This is a genomic window from Streptomyces sp. NRRL F-2580, from assembly GCF_000720115.1.
Taxonomy (GTDB): Bacteria; Actinomycetota; Actinomycetes; order Streptomycetales; family Streptomycetaceae; genus Streptomyces.
The window spans coordinates 62,711-82,469 of sequence record NZ_JOIR01000021.1; the positions used below are offsets into that span (position 1 = coordinate 62,711).

Genomic DNA, 19,759 nt, shown 5'->3' on the forward strand with positions numbered 1-19,759 from the left:
CATGCGGCCGTTGTCGCACAAGGGACCGACCGGCCCCATGCAGGGGCCGGTCCTGCCCTTCCGCCCCCCGGCCTAGGGGAGCACGGTCCAAGCATCGGCTCAACCGGCCATGCCCCGGCCTGCGGTTCGAAGGAGCGCTCATGACGACCACGTACCGGATCGCGGAGCTGGACGCCCACTGGCGTGCCGCGAACTATCTGGCCGCCGGCCAGATCTACCTCATGGACAACCCCCTGCTCGCAGAACCCCTGCGGCCGGACCACATCAAGCCCAGGCTGCTCGGCCACTGGGGCACCGCCCCCGGCCTGAACCTCGTCCACACCCACTTGAACCGGGTGATCAAGGAGCGTTCCCTGGAGGCCCTGTGCGTCTGGGGACCCGGCCACGGCGGGGCGGCCGTCCTCGCCAACTCCTGGCTGGAGGGCACGTACACCGAGACCTACCCGGACATCGGCCGCGACACGGACGGGATGCGCAAGCTGTTCCGCCAGTTCTCCTTCCCCGGCGGAGTGCCGAGTCACGTAGCACCGGAGACACCGGGCTCCATCCACGAGGGCGGCGAGCTCGGCTACTCACTGGCCCACGCGTACGGGGCCGCCTTCGACCACCCCGGCCTGCTCGTTGCGTGCGTCATCGGCGACGGGGAAGCCGAGACGGGCCCGCTGGCCGCCTCCTGGCACTCCAACAAATTCCTGGACCCGGTCCACGACGGCGCCGTACTGCCGGTCCTGCACCTCAACGGGTACAAGATCGCCAACCCGACGGTGCTTTCACGGATCCCCGAGGCCGAGCTCGACGCGCTGCTGCGCGGCTACGGGTACGACCCCCTCTACGTCTCCGGCAGTGACCCCTCCCTCGTCCATCCGGCCATGGCCAGAGCCATGGACCAGGCCGTCGACCGCATCCACGCCATCCAGCGGCAAGCGCGCTCTGCCGGAACGGATCCGGGCAGTGAGCGGGCACGGTGGCCGATGATCGTCCTGCGGACGCCCAAGGGCTGGACCGGACCGGCGACCGTCGACGGGCAACCCGTCGAGGGCACCTGGCGCGCTCACCAGGTGCCGCTCGCCGGGGTCCGCGAGAACCCCGAACACCTGCGGCAGCTGGAATGCTGGATGCGCTCCTACCGGCCCGAGGAACTCTTCGGCGCCGACGGCCGCCCGACGGCACAGGTCCTGGCCTGCGTACCGGAGGGCGAGCGCCGCCTCGGCGCAAGCCCGTACGCCAATGGCGGTCGACTGCTGCGCTCGCTCCCCCTGCCCGGACTGGATGCATGGGCCGTCCCCGTGGACAAGCCGGGCAGTACCCTGCACGAGCCGACCCGCGTCCTGGGCCACTACCTCGCACAGGTCATGAGGGACACGGCCGGACGACGAGACTTCCGGGTCGTCGGGCCGGACGAGACGGCGAGCAACCACCTCGACGACCTGTACGACGTGACGGGCAAGGCCTGGCAGGGCCTGACGGAGCCCACCGACCAGAACCTCTCCCGCGATGGCCGGGTCATGGAGATCCTCTCCGAGCACGTCTGCCAGGGCTGGCTGGAGGGATACCTCCTCACCGGCCGCCACGGCCTGTTCTCCACCTACGAGGCCTTCGCCCACATCGTCGACTCCATGGTCGCCCAGCACATCAAATGGCTGAAGAGCGCGCGCGAGCTGAGCTGGCGCGCGCCCGTCGCCTCTCTCAACTACCTGCTCACCTCGCACGTATGGCGCCAGGACAGCAACGGCTTCTCCCACCAGGACCCCGGATTCGTCGACCACGTCCTCAACAAGAGCCCGGGCGTCGTACGCGTCTACCTGCCGCCGGACGCCAACACCCTCCTCGTGGTGGCCGATCACACGCTGCGCAGCCGTGACCAGGTGAACGTGATCGTCGCGGGCAAGCAGCCCTGCTTCGACTGGTTGAACATGGACGAGGCGCGTTCACATGTCGCGCGGGGCGCCGGGATCTGGGCGTGGGCCGGCACGGACGACGGGACCCGCGAACCGGATGTCGTGCTGGCTTGCGCCGGGGACGTACCCACCATGGAGGTCCTGGCTGCCTCGGCCTTGCTGCGCGAGCACCTCCCCTCGCTGGCCGTGCGTGTGGTCAACGTCGTGGACATCGCCCGCCTGATGCCAAGGGGAGAGCACCCCCACGGGATGACCGACACGGAGTACGACGCTCTCTTCACCACCGACCGGCCGGTCGTCTTCGCGTACCACGGCTATCCGTGGCTGATCCACCGCCTCGCCTACCGCCGGACCGGCCATCCGCACCTGCACGTGCGCGGCTACAAGGAGTCCGGCACGACCACGACGCCCTTCGACATGGTCGTGCGCAACGACCTCGACCGGTACCGGCTCGTCACGGACGTCATCGACCGCGTCCCCGGCCTCGCCGGCCGGGCGGCGGCCCTGCGCCAGCGCATGGACGATCAGCGGATCCGCCACCACGACTGGATCCGCGCCCACGGAACGGACCTGCCGGAGGTCGCCGACTGGTCCTGGCCCTACTGATCATCCGCCCGAGTCGGTACGGGTGGGCCGCACAGGTCCGGAAAGGTACCGAACGGCCCTTTCCGGGCCGGCCGCCACCGACGGAGAGTGGAAGCGGACCCGAACGGAGAACCGCCATGAGCACCTCTTCCCCTCACCGGCTCACCTCCTCCCCCAACCGCTTCGACCACGCCTTCTCCCCGGACCAACGCGGCAGCCTGCTGGCCCTCGCCCACCGGGCGGACTTCCCCGCCGGCGCGCGCATGTTCAACCAGGGTGGGCACACCAGCCACTTCTGGGTCATCCGGTCGGGGAACGTCGGCATGGACGTGCACGTTCCCGGACGGCAGGCCGCGGTGGTCGAGACGGTCGGTCCTGGCGAGCTCGTCGGCTGGTCCTGGCTGTTCCGCCCCTACACCTGGCATTTCGGCGCCGAGGCCAAGACGCCCGTGCGCACCGACGAGTTCGACGCCGCCGCCGTGCGCGAGCTGATGGACGCCGACCCCGCGCTCGCCTCCGCGATGTGGCAGTGGGTGGGTCAGGTGCTCGCCCACCGGCTCGTCTCCACCCACGTCCGGCTCCTCGACCTGTACGCGCCCCACGGCAGCGGAAGCGGTATCTGAGACAATTGTCCCCAGACGTATCCCGACCCGAGGGTGTGGCGTGGATGTCCGATGCACCAGCTGCCGCCCCGGCGCCCACCCGGGTGTTCCTCCTCGACGACCACGAGGTCGTCCGCCGCGGCCTGCACGACCTGCTGGATTCCGAGCCCGACATCGAGGTGGTGGGCGAGGCGGGCACGGCCGCCCAGGCCCTGGCCCGGGGGCCCGCCCTGCGGCCCGACGTCGCGGTGCTCGACGTCCGTCTGCCTGACAGCGACGGAATCACCGTCTGCCGCGAGCTGCGCTCGCGCATGCCGGACCTGGCCTGTCTCATGCTGACGTCCTTCGACGACGAGGACGCCCTCCTCGACGCGATCATGGCCGGCGCCGCGGGGTACGTACTGAAGCAGATCAAGGGCTCGGACCTGGTCGCCGCCGTACGGACGGTGGCGACGGGGCAGTCGATGCTCGACCCGGCGACCACCGCCCGCCTGATGAGTTCGCTCCGGGGCCCGACCGCCGGGAAGCCGCCCGGGGACGAGCGGCTGACGGTCCTCTCCGAACGCGAGCGCGCCGTACTCGAGCTCATCGGCGAGGGCCTCACCAACCGGCAGATCGGCAAACGTCTCTTCCTCTCCGAGAAGACGGTCAAGAACCACATCTCCCGGCTCCTCGCCAAACTGGGCGTCGAACGCCGCGTCCAGGCCGCCGTCATCGCCGCCGAGGTCCGCGAGCACGACGACATCGGCCACTGAGGCCCGCGCTCACGGAGCAGGTTCAATCGGGATCCGCCATTCCAGAAGGGTTCCGCCACCGTTCGGACGCGGTGAGACGGACAGTCCGCCCCCGCAGGCTTCGGCGCGCTCCGCGAGGTTGCGCAGACCGCTTCGACGGCCACCGTCCGTGAAACCCACCCCGTCGTCACTCACCGTCACGGCCAGCACGCCGTCCGCCAGGACGATCCCGACCTCCGCCCGCGCCGCCCGCGAGTGCCGGGCCACGTTGGTCAGGGCTTCGCCCAGCACGGCCACCACGTGGTCGGCGACCGGCACTGGCACATCCGTGTCGATCAGTCCCTCCATGCGCAGGGCGGGGGCGAAGCCCAGTACCGCCGCCGCCGCGCCCACGGCGCGCACCGCGCGGGCCCGGAGCCTCGGGCTGCCCGCCGCCTCGTGGTCGCGGAGGCCGAAGATGGTCGTACGGATGATCTTGATCGTCTCGTCCAGGTCGTCGATCGACCGGCTCAGCCGCTCGGACGCCTCAGGGTGCTCCACGAAGCGCCGGGCGCTCTGCAGCGTCATCCCGGTCGCGAAGAGCCGCTGGATCGCGAGATCGTGCAGGTCGCGGGCGATCCGGTCACGGTCCTCCAGCAAGCTCACCTGCTCACTGTCCCGGCGCCGGTCCGCCAGCTCCAGCGCCAGGGCGGCCTGCCCCGCGAAGCCGGGCAGGGGCGCGACCTCGGCCCCGGCGAACGCCCGCCGACCGGTACGCCTCGCCAGCATCAGCACGCCCCTCAGCTTTGCCCGTGTGCCCACCATGACCGCTACAGCCGGCCCGAAGCCCGTCCAGGCGTCCGGCTGCGCCGCGATCCGGGCATCGGTGGCCACGTCGCCCAAGGTGACCAGACCGTCCCGTGCCAGGGCGAGGGCGGCCAGGATCCCCTCGCCGCCGGGCAGCACGATCCCGCGGTGCGCCTCCGCCCCCTCCCCCAGGGCCAACGACCCGCGCAGCTCGCCGCTGGGCCCCACCTGGTAGAAGACGCACATCTCGGCGGAGATGATGTCCCTGGCCCGCTCGAGCATGCCTTCCAGTACCTCGATCTCGGAGGAGCCCGACAGCAACGCGCTCGTGAAGTCCGAGCCGGCCTCCAGCCAGCGCTCCCGAAGTCGGACCTCCTCGTACAAACGGGCGTTGTCCACGGCGACACCGGCGGCAATCGCGAGGGTGGACAGGACCCCCTCGTCCTCCGCGTCGAAGCCCCTCCCGCCCCGCTTCTCCGTCAGGTAGAGATTGCCGAACACCTCGCCCCGGACCCGGATCGGTACGCCGAGGAAGGAACGCATCGGCGGGTGGTGCTCCGGAAAGCCGGCGGAGGCCGGGTGTTCCGAGAGATCTCCCAGACGCAGGGGCCGCGGGTGCCTGATCAGCTCGCCCAGCAGGCCGTGGCCGGTGGGCAGGGCTCCGATCCGCGCCCGGAGCTGGTCGCTGATGTTCACCGGGAGGAACTCGGCGAGCTTCTCGTCGTCCTCCCCCACCACGCCCAGCGCACCGTACTCCGCGTCCACGAGGACGACCGCGGCCTCCACGATGCCGCGCAGCACCTGGGCCAGGTCCAGTTCCTGCCCCAGCGACATGACCGCTTCCAGCAGGCCTGTCAGCCGGTCACGGGTACCCCGCGCGTCGGTGATCTCTGCCTGGAGCGCGTCCAGTCTCGGCTGCGGAATCCGGCTCGCCGGCGCGTCGCGATCGTCCTCGACCATGGACACCTCCACCGGCATCGAGGGGCTCTGCGCACCAGCCCGGCCTTCAGCGTAGTCCCCCCTGCCCGCGGCCGGTCATGGTCGAAGCCCTGGGTGACGGGCATGAGGGGTCGAGCCGTGGCGAATCCGGTCAGGCTGTTGCCCACGAGCGAGGGCTTGGCCCCCGTTCACCTGCCCGGGACAGTGACGACAGGGCAGTGGGCACGGTGCAGCCGCCCGTGGACGACCGATCCGAGCCGGATGCCCGTGCAACCGCCCCTGCCCCGCCGGTCCACGACCAGGGCCAGGGCCAGGGCCAGGGCCAGGGCCAGGGCCAGGGCCAGGGCATCCTCAGCCGCCTCGGCGAGGCACTCCACCGGGTGCCCGGTGAGCACCTCGCGGGTCAGCGCCGGTTCCGTCCCGGGGTGGCGCTCACGCGCCCGGACCGCGGCCTCTTCGAGGGCCTCCGGGCTGGTGTGGGGCGGAGCCTTCCATGGCTTCCTCCTCTGTCGAACAGCGTCGGGGAGTGCCTTCACACTGCAGCCCGAGCCCGCGCGAGGAACGGGCCGCAAGGGTCAGTCAAGGGACCGAAGGTCCCTTGCCCACCCCGCACCGCCTCACCGGCCGCGCACCGCAGGGGGACCGATCAGGCCTGACACAGGACCGTTCGGCCCCTCGCACCGCGGGCGTACGGGGCGGATGGTGGCTGATGAGGGCCGCTCCGCAAGGTGCTCTCACTGGCCCAATGCCGACAGGAGGGCCGCACATGAAGCATGCCAAGGTCGGCTTCCTGATGACTGACGAGGTCGTTTCGGTCCTCGGAAGGACACCGTCCACCGACGTCGCCGCGCTGCTCGTCGAGCACGACATCGGCGGCGTGCCGGTCGTGGACGCGGACGAGCGCGTCCTCGGAGTCGTTTCGCGGACTGATCTGCTCGTCCAAGACCATCTCACCGCTCAGGACTTGATGACCGCGCCGGCCGTCACGATCCATGCCGAACAGACGGTCACCGAGGCCGCCCGCCTCATCACCCGACGCGGCGTCACGCGGCTGCCGGTGATCGACGACGAGGACCGTCTGGTCGGCATCGTGACCCGCCGGGACCTGCTGCGCGTGTTCCTCCGGCCGGACCACGAGATACGCCGTGTACTGGTCGAGGACGTGCTGGCGGGCACGATGGGCATCGGCGCCGACGCCGTGAGCGTGAGCGTAGTGGACGGGGTCGTCACCCTGGCCGGCCGCCTGCCCGCGAGCAGCCAGATCCCCATCGCACTCCGTCTCGCCGGACAGTTGGACGGCGTGGTCGCGGTCACCGACCGGCTCACGGCCCACTCCGACGACACCCCCACCCGCACCCGCACCCGCACCGCTCCACTGGACCGCGGTACCGAGGACGCACCCCGCTGATCCAGGGTGTGGACCGTTCGGCCCCTGCCCGCCCCACTCGCACCGCGCGAGCATGGAAGGAGGCAGGCTCGCCGCCCCCGAGCGCAGAGGTGCCGAGTCCTGCGGACGGACCCGGGTCATTCCCTCGCTCCGCCCCCGCACTTCTTGAGGAGCACCTTCATGGAAGTCCTGATCTTCGCGCTGATCGCCCTGGCCGTCGTTGCCCTGATAGGGCTGCCGATGGCCTTGAAGATCGTCAAGCAGTACGAGCAGGGCGTGCTGTTCCGCTTCGGCCGGCTCACCGGGACCCGCGCGCCGGGCCTGCGGGTCATCGTGCCGTTCGCGGACGTCCTGCACCGGGTGTCCTTGCGGATCATCACCATGCCCATCCAGTCCCAGGGCATCATCACCCGGGACAATGTCAGCGTCGATGTCTCGGCGGTCGCCTACTTCCGCGTCGTCGACGCCGTGAAGTCGGTCATCGCGATCGAGAGCGTGGGCCCGGCCATCAACCAGATCGCGCAGACCACCCTGCGCAAGGTCGTCGGCCAGCACACCCTCGACGAAACCCTGTCGGAGACCGACCGCATCAACCTCGACATCCGCGAGATCCTCGACGTCACCACCGCCGAATGGGGCGTCGAGGTCACCCTGGTCGAGCTGAAGGACATCCAGCTGCCCGACAGCATGAAGCGCGCGATGGCCCGCCAGGCCGAGGCCGAACGGGAGAAGAGGGCCAAGATCATCAACGCGGAGGGTGAATCGATGGCCGCCGCCGCGCTCGGCGACGCCTCCGACACGATGATGGCCCACCCCCTCGCCCTGCAACTGCGCAATCTGCAGAGCCTCGTGGAGATCGGCGTCGACAAGAACACCACCGTGGTCTTCCCCGCACCGCTCATGAGCACCATCGGCGAACTCGGCGCCTTCCTCGCCCGCGAAACCGCGGCCGCCACCGCCGCTCCGGTCCAGGCACCGCCCATCGCAGAGCTCGCTACGACGATCCCCCGCCCTCCTCAGCCGAACGGAGCGTCAAAAGCCGTGTAGTCGGCAGTCGGTACCGCCGTGCGGAGGCAAAACCTCCGCACGGCGGTACCGACTGTCGGCCACACGGAGTGCCTGCGGGGCATTCGTTGGCTCGCGGGGGCGACGCGTCCCGACGGTGTGCGCAGGGCGGGGGACGGATGGCCGGGGTCGAGGGGCCGAGATCTGGATCGAGGCATGGTGGATCACCCCTTCGGGAGCGGAACCGGAAGGGGTCCGCACTTCAGAGTCACCCCGTGGGACGTCCGTGGGGGCAGGGCCGACGGGATCAGACGCGGGGGCCGACCGGCCCCCGCGACGTGCCGCACCCGGGCCGTCAGGCCTTCTGGACGCGCGAAGGGTTCGAAACGGCCAGGTCGTCGTGGCGCGGCCCGCCCAGTACGACCTTCAGCGCGCCCGTGTCACCGGCGCGGGAGAACACCTCGTACGCCTCCTCCATCTGTCCCAGTTCGAAGCGATGGCTGATCAGCGAAGAGGTCGGCAGCCGTCCGGCCGCCAGCATGCGCAGCAGCATCGGAGTGGAGCTGGTGTCCACGAGCCCGGTGGTGATGGTGACGTCCTTGATCCACAGGTCCTCGAGGTGCAGGGTGGCCGGTTCGCCGTGGACGCCGATGTTCGCGACCCGGCCCCCCGGGCGGACCATGCGGGTGCACATCTCGAAGGTCTCGGGCACGCCGACGGCTTCCATGACGACATCGGCACCGAGACCGTCGGTCAGGTCGCCCACGAGCATCTCCGGTTCCTCGGCGGCGTTCACGACCGCGTCCGCCCCCAGCTCCCGCGCCTTCGCCAGCCGGGACGGCACGAGGTCGACGACGATGACGCGGGCCGGCGAGTAGAGCCGGGACGTGGTGATGGCCGCGAGCCCCACGGGTCCGGCGCCGACCACGACGACGGTGTCCCCGGGCCGCACGTTGCCGTTCAACACCCCCACCTCGTAGGAGGTCGGGAAGATGTCCGCCAGCAGGACGGCATCGGCGCTGTCGACCGTGCTCGGCAGCGGGTACACGGAAAGGTCGGCGAACGGCACGCGGACGTATTCCGCCTGGGTGCCGTCGACGGTGTGCCCGAGTACCCAACCGCCGCCCCCTCGGCACTGTCCGTAGCGGCTATCACGGCAGAACCGGCACCGGCCGCACGAGGAGACGCAGGACACCAGCACCCGGTCACCGGGCCGCACCGAGCGGACGTCACCGCCGCTCTCCACCACCGTGCCCACGGCCTCGTGACCGAGCACCCGGCCGGGAACCACCTCCGGCAGGTCCCCCTTGACGATGTGCAGGTCCGTACCGCAAATGGTCACGATGTCGACGCGCACGATCACGTCGCCGGGGTCCTGGATGCCCGGATCCGGCACCTCCTGCCACGCGGTGTGCCCCGGCCCCTGGAAAACGAGTGCCTTCATGACGCCACCTCTCTCTGTCTCCCGTGCTCCGGCACAGGTCACCTCATGCTGTGCCCGCCTCTCGCTTCCCGGACAGGGCCGGACGGGCCCGCACCGGGGCCTGACAGGCCCGTCCGGCCCGTGCCGCAGGGATGTGATGGTAGGTGGCGGGGTCTCCTTCACGGGGACGACCGCCGATCTCCATGACAGCCCGGAAACCTTCCGCTTTCCCATCGAGGACCATGCCATGACCTCCCGTCCGCATCTCGTCCATGACGTGATGACGAGAATCGTCGTCAGCGTCACACCCCTCGCCGAATTCAAGGAGATCGTCGCCGTCATGCAGCAGTGGCAGGTGACGGCAGTACCGGTCATCGAAGGCCAGGGCGCGAGCAGGATCGTCGGTGTGGTCTCGGAAGCCGACCTGCTTCCGAAAGAGGAGTTCCGCGCTCACGGTCCCGGCCTCATCGAGCAGATGCGGCGGCTGGGTGACACGCTGAAGGCCGGCTCGACCCTGGCCAAGGACCTGATGACGACCCCCGCCGTCACCGTTCCGCCCGATACCACCCTGTCCCAGGCGGCCCGGCTCATGGCGGAACGGCACATCAAACGACTGCTGGTCATCGACCCGGCCGGCGCCCTCCAGGGCATCGTCAGCCGCACCGATCTGCTCAAGGTGTTCCTACGGCCGGACGGTGAACTGGCGGAAGAGGTACAGCGCGAGGTGGTCGGCCGGCTGTTCCCGCTCGCACTGCACAGGGTGCGGGTCGACGTCCACCAGGGCGTGGTCACCCTCTCCGGCGGGATCCTCGACGCATCGCTCATTCCGGTGGCAGCACGCCTCGCACGCGCCGTGGAAGGCGTGGTCGACGTCAACTGCGCCCTGACCACGTCGGCCGCGCAGACAGCCGGAGCGTGAACCTCCATCTCAGCCGAAATACCTGGTCAGAACCCCCTTTGATCCCCGTACCGGAGTAGGGTGGAGATACCGGGAGTATTTCGCGCACCGGATGCAACTCAGGTGCCATTTCCGGCGATCAATACGCCGGGCCGTCAAACTGCGGGCGGCCCGGGGACAGGTCTTCACCATGACCATCGCCCTGGAACGTGCCGCAGCTGCCACCACGTCACCCGTGCTTCCCGCCGTCACGCCTCCTCGCCGCGCTCGCATCGTGCTCACGCCGAAGACCGCCCTCGCTGGGCAACTGGACGGCGCCTGGTGGCCCCGCTCCCGTGATCTCGAGGCCGAACTCCCGGTCCTCGTAGCCGCCTTGGCCGAGCCCTGGGGGCGCATCACCCGCGTCACTGTGAACCCCGACCGCTGGCCGGTCATTCCGCCCAAGGTGCCCGTCGCCGGGCACACCGTGCACGTGGGCTGGTTCACCGAACAGGACCCCGACAAACTGATCGTGCTTTCCTACACCGTAGGCCGCTGGGACCTCCTCGTCGTCCCACCCCAGACCGCACCCGCCGCCGCGGCCCGCCTGATGGCAGCGGCCTCCGTCCCCGGCAGCGTCCTCACCGCGGGCGCACTGATCGCCGCCGAAGCCGTCATCGGCCGAAGGCCCGACGTCCGCAGCCGGGAAGACGCCTGGGAGGACGAAGGCGGAGCTGGCATGTCCCCCATCGGGTCCCCCGCCAGGCAACCGGTCGGCCCCCTGTCCGCCGGCGCATGGTGGTGAGCCCGGCATCGGCCTGACCGCAAGCGGTGACCAGCATGTACTGGTCACCGTTCGTGCGTTCGGGTGCGGGGAGACCACGTCATCCATGCGGGTCCAGACAGCGGTCCTGGCGCCCCGGGTACATCACCGCGGCCGCGTCCACACGGGGGCTCAGGGCCGCGGAGACCGGGAAGTAGAAGGGGGCGGATCCTCCCGCGTGCGGGAAACGCACCAAGCGGTGTTCAGCGCCGCCGGCCGGGTGGAGCGGCGCACCCCCAGGTTGTGGTTTCTGGGGCCGTGGATGTGCCGGGTGGACAGCACGCTGCCCTGCACCTGATCGAGGTGCAGGGCAGCGTGGTCGGTCGTCGTGCTTTCAGGACTCCCGTGTGCCCTGTTCGGCCCGCGCCTGGTCGATCAGCTCCTGGTACGGGACGCCGTCACCGGCGTCGTCCGTCTCGGCCGAACGGTCGAGCAGGCTGACGGACCAGGGAACGGGGCACGGCGGTGCGTGCTCGGGCTCCGGGCACAGCAGCCGCGTGATGCGCTCTTTGATCTCCTCGGCCTGTGCGGGGGTGGCATACAGGCCGAGGCGGATCTCGTGGACGCGTGGGCTCTCGGATGTCATCGGGTCGCTCTCTTCCCGGTGGGCGACGAGCGCGACTCTGGTGGTCCTACCAGATGCGCTTGGTGTCGCAGTGGCGCTTGTAGTGACCGGACGGGACGGGGATGTTGCGGGCCGCGTCCGTAACGGCGGCCTGCTCGGTGTTACCCGTGCCGTCGGCCCGGTCGTATCCAACGACATTGTTGTCGCTGATGCGAACGATCTGGCACTGGACAGTGGCGTGCCAGACCTTCTGTATGCCGAACTTCGCCTGCGAAGCCTCGGACACGGATACCGCGGCAGAGGACGTGCCCGTCACCGGAGCAGCCGAGGCGGTCGGGGCCAGCAGAGCGGTCGCGGCCAGGGCAAGGCCTGCAGCGGCCAGAGTGTGGGAGCGGTACGTCTTGATGAGGGACATCGCAGGTCCTCCAGAGTCGGTAAAGAGCAGTGCATGTTCCAAGTCCGCCGCGGGTGAGCACCAGGGCTGACCTCGGCGGTATCCCGAGACTCGCATCTCTCGTCGCCGAATTGGGTTCTGCGGGGCGGAGTTGGCAGTGCGGTGTCAGGAACCTGCCTTCGGATCCGGGTGAACTCGGAGCGTGAACCGGGCGAGCGGAAAGGGCTACGTACCTCCATGCACGCGCCTTTCGCCGAACAGGAGAACTTCATGCGCCAAGGATCGGTCGCACCGCCTCGCCCCGTACGGCGGGACGACCCTTCAACGCTGACCGTGGTGGGCACGGAACTCGCGCGCAACAGGCGGGGATTCGTGTTCTGGTACCACCTCGTCTCGCCCGTGATCATCACGATTCCTCTCTTTCTGGGGTCGCTCGGCGCGGCGGACGCGGATTCGGAACGGACCTTCGAGGTGTTCCGCAACGTAACGCTGGAGTTCTGGGGGGTCCTCATCCCGATGACCGCCGGACTCGCGGCCGCCCTCTCGGTCCGGGCCGATCAGGACGCCTGGCGTCTGATGCTGTCCTACGGAGTGCCCCGCGGCCGTTACTTCGTCGGGAAATTCGCCGCGCTGGGTGTCCTCGGGTTCGTTTCGTCGACCGTGCTCCTGGTCATGCTGGCGATGGGCGCGCTGCTCAGCGGCCAGTTCCCCGACGGAATGGGGACGGTCGCAGCGGCCGTCTATCTGCCGTGGCTGGCGGGGCTGGCCATGACAGCGCTCGCCGTGCTGGTGGCAGTGCTGTGGGGAATGGGACCGAGCCTCGGAGCCGGAATCGCGGGACTGCTGTGCGGTGCACTCGTCTCCGACAAGGATTTCTGGTACGCCGTCCCGTTCGCGTGGCCGATGCGGGTCGTACTGCCACTGGCCGGCATCGGCCCGAACGGTGTACCGCTTCCGCCGGACAGCCCCGTGAACTCCATGGCAGTCATTCCTCAGGCGCTCGCTCTCAGCGCCGTCCTCACCGGGGTGCTGCTGGTCCTGGGCGCGATTCACATGACCCGTAAGGAAATCTGAACATGTATGAGACCACGCATGGTTCGGGAGACGGCGGGCATGGCGGCATCGCCCTGTCGATCAAGGAGCTGCACAAGCACTACGGGGGGCACCGCGCGCTGGACGGGGTGGACCTCACGGTCAGGGCCGGCGAGGTGTACGGCCTGCTCGGCCCCAACGGCGCCGGTAAGACGACCCTGATGAAGGCTCTGCTCGGACTGCAGCGGCCCACTTCCGGAACCATTCAGATCTTCGGCGAGCCCATCGGCCGGGAGACGCTGGCTCAGGTCGGCGCCCTGATCGAAGTACCGGGTCTGTGGCCGAACCTGACGGCGGACGAGACGCTCAGGGTCCATGCCAAACTGCGCGGGGTACCGCTGGAGTGGGCCGAACCCGCCCTGCGGGTGGTCAGGATGACCGAGGCGCGGGCACGGAAGGTCTCGACCTATTCTCTGGGTATGCGCTGGCGTCTGGGGATCGCCGTGGCTCTGCTCGCGCAGCCGCGACTGATCGTGCTGGACGAGCCGACCAATGGCCTCGACCCGGTGGGCATCCGCGAGATGCGCGGCATCATCCGGACGTTGGCGAGCGAGGGGGCGGCCGTACTGATCGCCAGTCACCAGCTGGCGGAAGTGGCACAGATCTGCGACCGGGTACAGGTGCTCGTCGCCGGCCGGACCCAGTACGAGGGTCCGTTGGAAGGGCTGGCGAGGAACGGGGACCTGGAGGCCGGGTTCTTCCAGTTGCTGGAAGGCGCCGACATGAAGATCCGATGAACGAAAGCCGCCGGGTGGGGGGTAGCCAGTACCCCCCACCCGGCGGCCGGGCAGAATGAGGCGCGGTTACGCGGGCATCGACGCCCTCACCATCAGCTCGGTGCGGCCGCGGACGCCGACCTCGTTGTAGAGCTGTCGGATACGGCGGTACATCGACCGCTCGGAACAGTAGTGACGGCGGGCGATTTCGGCGACCGTCATGGGCGTACAGAGCAAGCGCATGAGTTCCGCATCCTGAACAGGGCGGCCCTGCCTCGTGGACGGAGCCGGCGGCCGGGCCGGGCCGTGGTCACGAGGGGTGCCGGCGACTTGTGGGGAGCCGGGTGCTGTCTGGGTGAGGCACGTACGAGGTTGGAAATGCGTGTGGAACTGGGCGAAGAGAAGATCGAGCTGGCGCTCGGCGGGTATCGCGAGGTTGAGTACGAACTTCGCTCCCGACCTGATGGCGCCGTAGGTGAGATGTCCTGTGACATCGTCGGTGACGGCGGTGATCAGGGACAGCGGATGACGCATCCGGATGGTGCGTATCGTCTCCGCCTGGAACTCGCTGATCACCGGGACCAGGATCGGCACGTCGATCGGTCCGGCGGCGGTGGCGGTGAGTTCCGCGTCGTCGGCGAAGTCGATACGGGACACGCCTGAGCGAAGAGCACTGAAAACAGAGGGCGCACTCTCCGGATGGTCGAAGTGCTCCTTGAATCCGGAGTGGACGATTATCTGGAACTCGCGGTCGACCCGGCGAGTTCGCTTGTGCTTCCGGTCGGTACTGGTGACGCGGTCGTGCGTTTGTGTTTCACGAAGCAACATCTTTTCCCCCATGATGTTTCGTTCCTTACTGTCGTGCAGGCAGTTCTATTGCGTGCTCCTTCGGTGTGTTCGACAGATGCTCAAGAGGGGCGGGTGGCGGGAGCCTGCTCCTGGTGGGCCCTGCAGAGTTTCAGGGTCCGGCTGAGCATGGGTCCCAGGCTGATCTCGTCACCGTTCTCTCCCTTCGCACGTACCGGCCGGGGATCGGCGTATCCTGCTGCGGCCGCACGGTCGTTGAGCGCGTAGACCGTCCCGTCGGGAACGGTGACGACGGCCTGGTCGCCGCCCCGGCATTCCATGACGGCGCTGTCGACGGTCAGTGGCCAGACGTGGCGCAGGTTCTCCTTCCTCACCTCTTGACTGGTGCCCGTAGGACTGGGCAGAGGTACCGGCTTGTCCGCATCGCTCACCGCCTCGCCTCCGCAGGCGGCCAGGGTGGCGACGGCGGTCACGCACGCGAGGACCAGGCCCGCGGTGCGGAAGCGGCGACCGATACTGAAGGGCTCGGTACGGCTCATGGGGATGCCTTTCTGTTCGGAGCAGGAAGTGTCACCGGCCACTGGGGCCCGCGCTCTCCGCTGCCCGGCGGCCCGCCCCGAGCAGGGCGGCGTACCCGTCCTCCAACGACGGTTCGACCGGGCGTGCCCCGGCCGGCGGCCGGGGGGTGACGATGCGGTACTCGGACCCTTCGGCGGTGGCCACGGCGCTCACCACTTCCACATCGGCCGGGGGTGCACCGTGGGTGCGGTGCAGATAGGTGATACCCGCACCGAGTCCCGCGAGGGCTGACGTGGTGTCGTGGAAGACCAGCCGTCCGGCGGCGAGCACCGCCACCTCGGGGCAGGTCTGGGCCACGTCGTCCAGGATGTGTGTGGACAGCAGGACGGTGCGGTTCTGGCCGAGCCCCGCGAGGAGGGTCCGGAACCTCATCCGCTCGTGCGGGTCGAGTCCGGTGGTCGGTTCGTCGACGATCAGTACGGCCGGGTCGCCCATCAGCGCCTGTGCGATGCCGACCCGGCGTTGCATACCGCCCGAGAAGCTGGAGAGCCGATCGCCCGCCCGGTCCCCCAGGCCGACCTCGGCGAGGCGGCTCTCGGCCTGCGCGCGCCGCTCCCGCTTGTCTTCCATTCCCTTGAGGACGCCGATGTAGTCCAGGAATTCGCGCGCGGTCAAGTCGGGGTACAGGGACAGTTCCTGAGGGAGGTAGCCGAGTGAGCGCTTGGCGCCGGTGAGTCCCCCGGTCGTCGACAGATCGTGCCCGGCGACCTCCACGCGCCCCGAGGTCGGGCGCAGCACGCCGGTGAGAATCCTCAGCAGTGTGGTCTTGCCGGCCCCGTTGGCACCGAGAAGGCCCACGGTGCCCCGGTCGATGTGCAGGTCGACGGAGTCCAGTGCGCGTCGGCCTCCGCGGTACGTCTTGTTCAGCTGTTCCGTGACGATGTTCACGATGCTCCGATTCGGCGGGCACGTACGCGTGCGATGAAGTGGCCGAGCAGGTGGCAGGCGGCGGCCAGGGCGAGAACGAGGGCAAGGTTCAGCAGAGCCGTGCCGAAGGTGACGGTCGGGCGCAGGGGGCCGTCGCCCCCACGCGTCGCCCACACTGCGGGGGCGTGTGCCCAGTCGACCAGCGCGTAACCGGCGAGCGGGGACAGCACGGTGCCCGTGGGAGTGGGGACCGGAGAGAAGCTCGGAGGGAAGTGGCAGGCCCACAGCCACACCACGACGGTGATCGCGCGGGCCGCGGCGACCGGCAGGAGCACTCCGATCAGCCCGGCGAGCGAAGTGGCCAGGAGCGCGGCGGGCAGGACGGAGGTCAGCAGCGCGGCGAGCGCGGCACCGAGGGGGGCGAACGAGCCCGAGGTGGCGGTGACCACGGTCGCGTACAGGAGGAAGAGCACTGCTACGGGGGCGAGCGCCGCGAGCATCGGCCCGGCGAGGGCGCCGGCTCCCCGGGCGAGCGGGGAGGACGGGGTGGCGGTGAGCAGTTCGGGCAGGCCGGTGGCTCCGGCGCGCCCGCGCATGCGGTCGGCCAGGGCGAGGCCCGTGCCGAGCGAGCACAGGGTCGTGACGAGGACGGCAGCGGCTCCGACCCGTGCGGCCGGGTCGTCGTGGCCGGTCACCACCGGTGAGCTGCCGGCGAGGAGCAGGCTGAGCAGGGTGAGGGGAAGTACGGCTCCCCATACGACTTTGCGGCGCGCGGCCATCAGGGCTTCGTAGCGGAGCGTCCACAGCAGGATGGTCACGGGGGGTCCTCGTGCTCGGGGATTAAGGAGAGGAGAGGGTCGACACGCCTACCGCTCGATCGGGTCACCCGGGCTCGCGGCGGGTGAGGAGCGGACCTGCTTCGTTGGGGGGAGTCACGGTGCGCAGGGCCATGCCGGCCAGGACCGCTCCGCCCAGCAGGGCGGGAAGGGCCTGTGTGAGGCCCTCGGGAAGAACCCGGTCCACGAGCAGGAGTTTGGCGAGAACGGCTGCCACGACGAGGCCGGTGGCGGGTGCCGCCGATCCGGAGCGGACCGTCACGTAGACCGCCGAGCCGCTCAGCAGTGCGGTCAGTCCCAACAGCTGGAGCAGCATGACCGGGCCGCCGGGGTCCAGCGGAAGGCCGACGAGTACGGCGGCGGTGAGCAGCGCGACGGCGCTGGCCGTCGCAACCGTCGCGGGCCAGGCCAGGCGTCGGGCGAGGGTCCGCGCGTAGGGAGTGGGCAGGGTCAGGTGCAGCTCCGTCATCGGTTCCCGGACCACTATGGCCGCACAGGCCAGCGCGGTCGCGGCGGGGAGCGCGGTGGACAGGAGGGTACGGCCGAGGAGCGCACCTCCTGCGAATCCCGGGCCCGCGCCGTGCGTCCCGCCCACTGCCGCGTAGGCGAGCGCGGCCGCGACCAGGGGCAGTACGGCAGCTTGTTTCCCGCAGCGGCGGATCTCGTACCGCCACCGTGTTCCGGCTCGCATGACATCTCCTCCCGTCCGTGACCGAGCCCCGTTTCGGGGCTGTGCTCGGTACGTAGCGGTTCGACGCTTTCCGGTTCACACAATCGTCCGCATGGAACGCACGGCCCATCCCAGAAGTGCGGCGGCGGCCAGCAGCGTCCAGGGCGTCGTGGACGCGAGCACGTCCACGACCGCGTCGGCGGGGGTGCTGAACGCACCCCGCACGGCACCGAACAGCCACAGGACGCCGCCCGCCGTGGCGCCGGCGGCCGGACCGAACCTGACGGACAGGGCGAGTGCGAGCGAGGTGGCGAGCAAGGCGTGACCGAGCCAGCCGGACACCACCGGCCACCAGCCGGGCCCGCCCACGAGGGCCGAGCAGCCCACCGCGAGGAGGAGGTCGATGCCCAGTACGAGCGTCAACCTGGTCAGGAACACCGCGGTCGGGGTGACCGGCAGGGTGAAGAGGAGCTCACGGCGGGGGTCGCGCCGCGGCGAGGCGACGAGCAGGGCTCCGAACAGCATGAGCAGTACGGTCACGGCGCCGAAGAACCGTGCTCCGAGGCTGACCTGTACGTGCGTGGAGGCCAGCAGGGCGGCCGTGAGGAAACCCGCCGCGTTGAGGGCGGCCCAGCGGACCGGCATCAACGTCATCTGCTGGGCGAAGAGCTGGAGAACGAAAGCCGGCCGGAATGGAAGTCGTCCAGATCTCGATGTGACGCGCGCCTCCTTCCGCGGTCCCGCCGGGTGGCCGACCCGTCGGCCCTCACCGCCGGCGAGCAGCGCCGGCCCCAGAAGCGCGTCGAAGGACGGTGGGGCTACGTTGACGGCATCTGTGCGCAGTGCTTCACCGATCACGTGCCAGGTGTCGAGCCGCGTACGGCAGTCCGTGCACTGCGACACGTGCGGGGGCAGGTCGGGGGTGTCGGACCTGGCCAGCAGGGTCAGTACTTCGTCCGGGGGGTGTTCCCCGGGATGTCCGGTCATCGTCGTCCCGTTCCTTCCAACCGCTTCGCGGTGAGCATGGTGCCGAGTCTCCGCCGTGCGTGGGACATGCGGCTTTTGACAGTGCCCACCGGGATGGAGAGCACGGAGGCCACCTCCGGATAGGGCAAGTCCTCGACCAGCACCAGAGCGAGCACCTCGCGCAGGTGCTCGGGCAGCGCGCGTACAGCAGTGAGAAGTTCTGATTGCGCGGCGTCCCGCAGTACTTGGTCCTCGACGCTCGGTGCGGAGTCCGGGACGTCCAAGGCTTCGGCCAGGTCGACCGACCGGGGTCGGGAGCGGCGCAGCTGGTTGTGCGCCTGGCGCTTCGCGATGCCGAGCAGCCAGCCCCGCACGGAGGACTCGCCCCGGAAGCCTGCTGCCGAGCGCCACACCGCGAGCCAGCTCTCCTGGAGGATCTCCTCGCAGACGCCCTGGTCCGAGGAGAGTCTGCGGATGAGTCGAAGCATGGCAGCGGCATGCCTCTCATAGAGGGTCCGCAGGGCCGTCTGATCGCCGCGGGCGACGGCAGCGATCAGAACTTCGTCCGTACACATGTCTCATACGTATCCCAGAAGCTCCGATCGGTTCACCAGCCTCGGCGAACTAGGTGTACTTTCCAGCCACTTCCGATCGACGGGCGACGTACGACTGCCGAGGGTGTCGAGGGTGGCGAGGGCGTCCGGGCTCCCGGCGGTCCTTCTGGGTTCGACGCTCGGACCTGCCCGGAATCACCGGCGCGAGACCTCACCCGGAGCGCCGGACCGCGGCTCTCCCACCAGCGCCGCCCGCCCCTCCCGGGAGATCCCGACCCGGCCGTCGAGCGCTCCTTCTGCGTCATGGAGCCGGCCCGTCTGTTCCGTCGACTTGCGTCGCACTGCTTGGCAACTGCCACAACTGCCACAACTGCCAACCCAGTTCGGCTCTCTTGAGCACCCCCGACCACCTGTGGTTCCGTGATCAACAGATCGCGATCCATGAACATCCAGCCACATTCGATGAAGGAGTGTCCATGGGCCTGACCATGTCGCCCCAGCCCCAGAACAACACGAACCTCTTCGACCTCGACCTCGAGATCGGTGTCGAGAGGTCCATCGCGGGCCCGGCCATCACGAGCGTTTCGTACTGCACCCCGGGCTGCACCAGCGAGGGCGGCGGCTCCGGCTGCAGCCACTGCTGCTGATCTCACG

22 protein-coding genes and 1 pseudogene are annotated in these 19,759 nt (G+C 69.7%); 10 read left to right on the top strand and 13 right to left on the bottom strand.

The genetic code is table 11. The features are described 5' to 3' along the window. The first annotated feature begins 140 nt into the window (after positions 1–140). The 3 genes from IF88_RS0123270 (at position 141) to IF88_RS0123280 (ending at position 3,840) form a co-directional block, all read left to right on the top strand. Positions 141–2,504: a phosphoketolase gene (locus IF88_RS0123270; RefSeq protein WP_030715750.1), complete on the top strand. Its 2,364-nt coding sequence runs from the start codon at positions 141–143 to the stop codon at positions 2,502–2,504. Between the two features lie 116 nt (positions 2,505–2,620). Then, positions 2,621–3,106, top strand: coding sequence for a Crp/Fnr family transcriptional regulator (locus IF88_RS0123275; protein ID WP_030715752.1), 486 nt, complete (start codon positions 2,621–2,623; stop codon positions 3,104–3,106). Between the two features lie 44 nt (positions 3,107–3,150). Beyond that, entirely contained in the window at positions 3,151–3,840 is a 690-nt protein-coding gene (locus IF88_RS0123280) for a response regulator (RefSeq protein WP_030715756.1), read from the top strand. A 9-nt stretch (positions 3,841–3,849) separates the two neighbouring features. Here the strand turns inward: IF88_RS0123280 and IF88_RS0123285 are convergent, their stop codons facing one another. Together IF88_RS0123285 and IF88_RS49620 are read right to left on the bottom strand one after the other, a co-directional pair. Next, positions 3,850–5,565 carry a GAF domain-containing protein gene (locus IF88_RS0123285; RefSeq protein ID WP_030715759.1) on the bottom strand — a complete coding sequence of 572 codons (1,716 nt, stop codon included), beginning with the start codon at positions 5,563–5,565 and terminating at the stop codon, positions 3,850–3,852. Between the two features lie 167 nt (positions 5,566–5,732). Continuing rightward, positions 5,733–6,080, bottom strand: a complete 348-nt coding sequence (locus IF88_RS49620) for a hypothetical protein (protein ID WP_420710996.1) — start codon at positions 6,078–6,080, stop codon at positions 5,733–5,735. A 230-nt stretch (positions 6,081–6,310) separates the two neighbouring features. Here IF88_RS49620 and IF88_RS0123295 point away from each other — a divergent pair, with 230 nt between their 5' ends. Continuing rightward, the gene (locus IF88_RS0123295) at positions 6,311–6,952 is read left to right on the top strand and encodes a CBS domain-containing protein (protein ID WP_051837409.1); all 642 of its coding nucleotides are present in this window, start codon (positions 6,311–6,313) and stop codon (positions 6,950–6,952) included. 159 nt (positions 6,953–7,111) lie between these two features. Next, on the top strand, positions 7,112–7,978 hold the full coding sequence (locus IF88_RS0123300; protein ID WP_030715767.1) for a slipin family protein: 867 nt from the start codon (positions 7,112–7,114) through the stop codon (positions 7,976–7,978). A 313-nt stretch (positions 7,979–8,291) separates the two neighbouring features. Here the strand turns inward: IF88_RS0123300 and IF88_RS0123305 are convergent, their stop codons facing one another. Next, positions 8,292–9,380: an alcohol dehydrogenase catalytic domain-containing protein gene (locus IF88_RS0123305; RefSeq protein WP_030715770.1), complete on the bottom strand. Its 1,089-nt coding sequence runs from the start codon at positions 9,378–9,380 to the stop codon at positions 8,292–8,294. A gap of 226 nt (positions 9,381–9,606) precedes the next feature. On the opposite strand from IF88_RS0123305, the gene IF88_RS0123310 reads away from it, so the two are divergent. Together IF88_RS0123310 and IF88_RS0123315 are read left to right on the top strand one after the other, a co-directional pair. Beyond that, complete coding sequence (locus IF88_RS0123310) at positions 9,607–10,278, top strand: CBS domain-containing protein (protein WP_030715781.1); 672 nt, start codon at positions 9,607–9,609, stop codon at positions 10,276–10,278. Positions 10,279–10,447: 169 nt separating this feature from the next. Further along, a complete protein-coding gene (locus IF88_RS0123315) occupies positions 10,448–11,041 on the top strand; it encodes a DUF5994 family protein (RefSeq protein WP_051837411.1) in 594 nt (197 codons plus the stop codon). An 88-nt stretch (positions 11,042–11,129) separates the two neighbouring features. On the opposite strand, the pseudogene IF88_RS48100 reads toward IF88_RS0123315, so the two are convergent. The 3 genes and pseudogenes from IF88_RS48100 to IF88_RS0123325 all read right to left on the bottom strand — a co-directional run. Continuing rightward, positions 11,130–11,255, bottom strand: a pseudogene (locus IF88_RS48100) (thioesterase); the annotation flags it as partial. 138 nt (positions 11,256–11,393) lie between these two features. Next, a complete protein-coding gene (locus IF88_RS0123320; protein ID WP_030715787.1) occupies positions 11,394–11,645 on the bottom strand; it encodes a hypothetical protein in 252 nt (83 codons plus the stop codon). A gap of 46 nt (positions 11,646–11,691) precedes the next feature. Continuing rightward, a complete protein-coding gene (locus tag IF88_RS0123325) occupies positions 11,692–12,039 on the bottom strand; it encodes a hypothetical protein (RefSeq protein WP_234323660.1) in 348 nt (115 codons plus the stop codon). Positions 12,040–12,354: 315 nt separating this feature from the next. Here IF88_RS0123325 and IF88_RS0123330 point away from each other — a divergent pair, with 315 nt between their 5' ends. Together IF88_RS0123330 and IF88_RS0123335 are read left to right on the top strand one after the other, a co-directional pair. After that, on the top strand, positions 12,355–13,092 hold the full coding sequence (locus IF88_RS0123330) for an ABC transporter permease (RefSeq protein ID WP_324617206.1): 738 nt from the start codon (positions 12,355–12,357) through the stop codon (positions 13,090–13,092). A gap of 2 nt (positions 13,093–13,094) precedes the next feature. Beyond that, entirely contained in the window at positions 13,095–13,847 is a 753-nt protein-coding gene (locus IF88_RS0123335; protein WP_051837413.1) for an ABC transporter ATP-binding protein, read from the top strand. 66 nt (positions 13,848–13,913) lie between these two features. Here IF88_RS0123335 and IF88_RS0123340 read toward each other — a convergent pair whose 3' ends face one another. The 7 genes from IF88_RS0123340 to IF88_RS0123370 form a co-directional block, all read right to left on the bottom strand. Next, positions 13,914–14,666: a helix-turn-helix transcriptional regulator gene (locus tag IF88_RS0123340; protein WP_051837415.1), complete on the bottom strand. Its 753-nt coding sequence runs from the start codon at positions 14,664–14,666 to the stop codon at positions 13,914–13,916. A 68-nt stretch (positions 14,667–14,734) separates the two neighbouring features. Continuing rightward, positions 14,735–15,172, bottom strand: a complete 438-nt coding sequence (locus IF88_RS0123345) for a DUF2511 domain-containing protein (RefSeq protein ID WP_234323661.1) — start codon at positions 15,170–15,172, stop codon at positions 14,735–14,737. A 31-nt stretch (positions 15,173–15,203) separates the two neighbouring features. After that, positions 15,204–16,100, bottom strand: a complete 897-nt coding sequence (locus IF88_RS0123350) for an ATP-binding cassette domain-containing protein (protein WP_051837416.1) — start codon at positions 16,098–16,100, stop codon at positions 15,204–15,206. After that, positions 16,097–16,897, bottom strand: a complete 801-nt coding sequence (locus tag IF88_RS0123355; RefSeq protein WP_030715807.1) for a hypothetical protein — start codon at positions 16,895–16,897, stop codon at positions 16,097–16,099. Before IF88_RS0123355 ends, IF88_RS0123350 begins: the two co-directional genes overlap by 4 nt. A gap of 64 nt (positions 16,898–16,961) precedes the next feature. Next, complete coding sequence (locus tag IF88_RS0123360) at positions 16,962–17,606, bottom strand: hypothetical protein (protein WP_051837418.1); 645 nt, start codon at positions 17,604–17,606, stop codon at positions 16,962–16,964. A 75-nt stretch (positions 17,607–17,681) separates the two neighbouring features. After that, the gene (locus IF88_RS0123365) at positions 17,682–18,572 is read right to left on the bottom strand and encodes a hypothetical protein (RefSeq protein WP_030715810.1); all 891 of its coding nucleotides are present in this window, start codon (positions 18,570–18,572) and stop codon (positions 17,682–17,684) included. Then, positions 18,569–19,126 carry an RNA polymerase sigma factor gene (locus tag IF88_RS0123370; protein WP_030715815.1) on the bottom strand — a complete coding sequence of 186 codons (558 nt, stop codon included), beginning with the start codon at positions 19,124–19,126 and terminating at the stop codon, positions 18,569–18,571. The genes IF88_RS0123365 and IF88_RS0123370 overlap by 4 nt, the downstream gene beginning before the upstream one ends. A 455-nt stretch (positions 19,127–19,581) precedes the next feature. Between IF88_RS0123370 and IF88_RS43875 the strand changes: the two genes are divergently transcribed. Next, positions 19,582–19,752, top strand: a complete 171-nt coding sequence (locus tag IF88_RS43875) for a gallidermin/nisin family lantibiotic (protein ID WP_078893069.1) — start codon at positions 19,582–19,584, stop codon at positions 19,750–19,752. The last annotated feature ends 7 nt before the right edge of the window (positions 19,753–19,759 follow it).

Excerpts from the sequence above, each read along its gene's own strand:
- IF88_RS43875 (WP_078893069.1), top strand. The coding sequence starts at position 19,582 with ATGGGCCTGACCATGTCGCCCCAGCCCCAGAACAACACGAACCTCTTC.
- IF88_RS0123280 (WP_030715756.1), top strand. The coding sequence starts at position 3,151 with ATGTCCGATGCACCAGCTGCCGCCCCGGCGCCCACCCGGGTGTTCCTC.
- IF88_RS0123365 (WP_030715810.1), bottom strand. The coding sequence starts at position 18,572 with ATGACCGGACATCCCGGGGAACACCCCCCGGACGAAGTACTGACCCTG.
- IF88_RS0123305 (WP_030715770.1), bottom strand. The coding sequence starts at position 9,380 with ATGAAGGCACTCGTTTTCCAGGGGCCGGGGCACACCGCGTGGCAGGAG.
- IF88_RS0123310 (WP_030715781.1), top strand. The coding sequence starts at position 9,607 with ATGACCTCCCGTCCGCATCTCGTCCATGACGTGATGACGAGAATCGTC.
- IF88_RS0123335 (WP_051837413.1), top strand. The coding sequence starts at position 13,095 with ATGTATGAGACCACGCATGGTTCGGGAGACGGCGGGCATGGCGGCATC.
- IF88_RS0123300 (WP_030715767.1), top strand. The coding sequence starts at position 7,112 with ATGGAAGTCCTGATCTTCGCGCTGATCGCCCTGGCCGTCGTTGCCCTG.
- IF88_RS0123340 (WP_051837415.1), bottom strand. The coding sequence starts at position 14,666 with ATGGGGGAAAAGATGTTGCTTCGTGAAACACAAACGCACGACCGCGTC.
- IF88_RS0123270 (WP_030715750.1), top strand. The coding sequence starts at position 141 with ATGACGACCACGTACCGGATCGCGGAGCTGGACGCCCACTGGCGTGCC.
- IF88_RS0123285 (WP_030715759.1), bottom strand. The coding sequence starts at position 5,565 with ATGGTCGAGGACGATCGCGACGCGCCGGCGAGCCGGATTCCGCAGCCG.
- IF88_RS0123295 (WP_051837409.1), top strand. The coding sequence starts at position 6,311 with ATGAAGCATGCCAAGGTCGGCTTCCTGATGACTGACGAGGTCGTTTCG.
- IF88_RS0123325 (WP_234323660.1), bottom strand. The coding sequence starts at position 12,039 with ATGTCCCTCATCAAGACGTACCGCTCCCACACTCTGGCCGCTGCAGGC.
- IF88_RS0123360 (WP_051837418.1), bottom strand. The coding sequence starts at position 17,606 with ATGCGAGCCGGAACACGGTGGCGGTACGAGATCCGCCGCTGCGGGAAA.
- IF88_RS0123315 (WP_051837411.1), top strand. The coding sequence starts at position 10,448 with ATGACCATCGCCCTGGAACGTGCCGCAGCTGCCACCACGTCACCCGTG.
- IF88_RS0123370 (WP_030715815.1), bottom strand. The coding sequence starts at position 19,126 with ATGTGTACGGACGAAGTTCTGATCGCTGCCGTCGCCCGCGGCGATCAG.
- IF88_RS0123320 (WP_030715787.1), bottom strand. The coding sequence starts at position 11,645 with ATGACATCCGAGAGCCCACGCGTCCACGAGATCCGCCTCGGCCTGTAT.
- IF88_RS0123345 (WP_234323661.1), bottom strand. The coding sequence starts at position 15,172 with ATGAGCCGTACCGAGCCCTTCAGTATCGGTCGCCGCTTCCGCACCGCG.
- IF88_RS0123275 (WP_030715752.1), top strand. The coding sequence starts at position 2,621 with ATGAGCACCTCTTCCCCTCACCGGCTCACCTCCTCCCCCAACCGCTTC.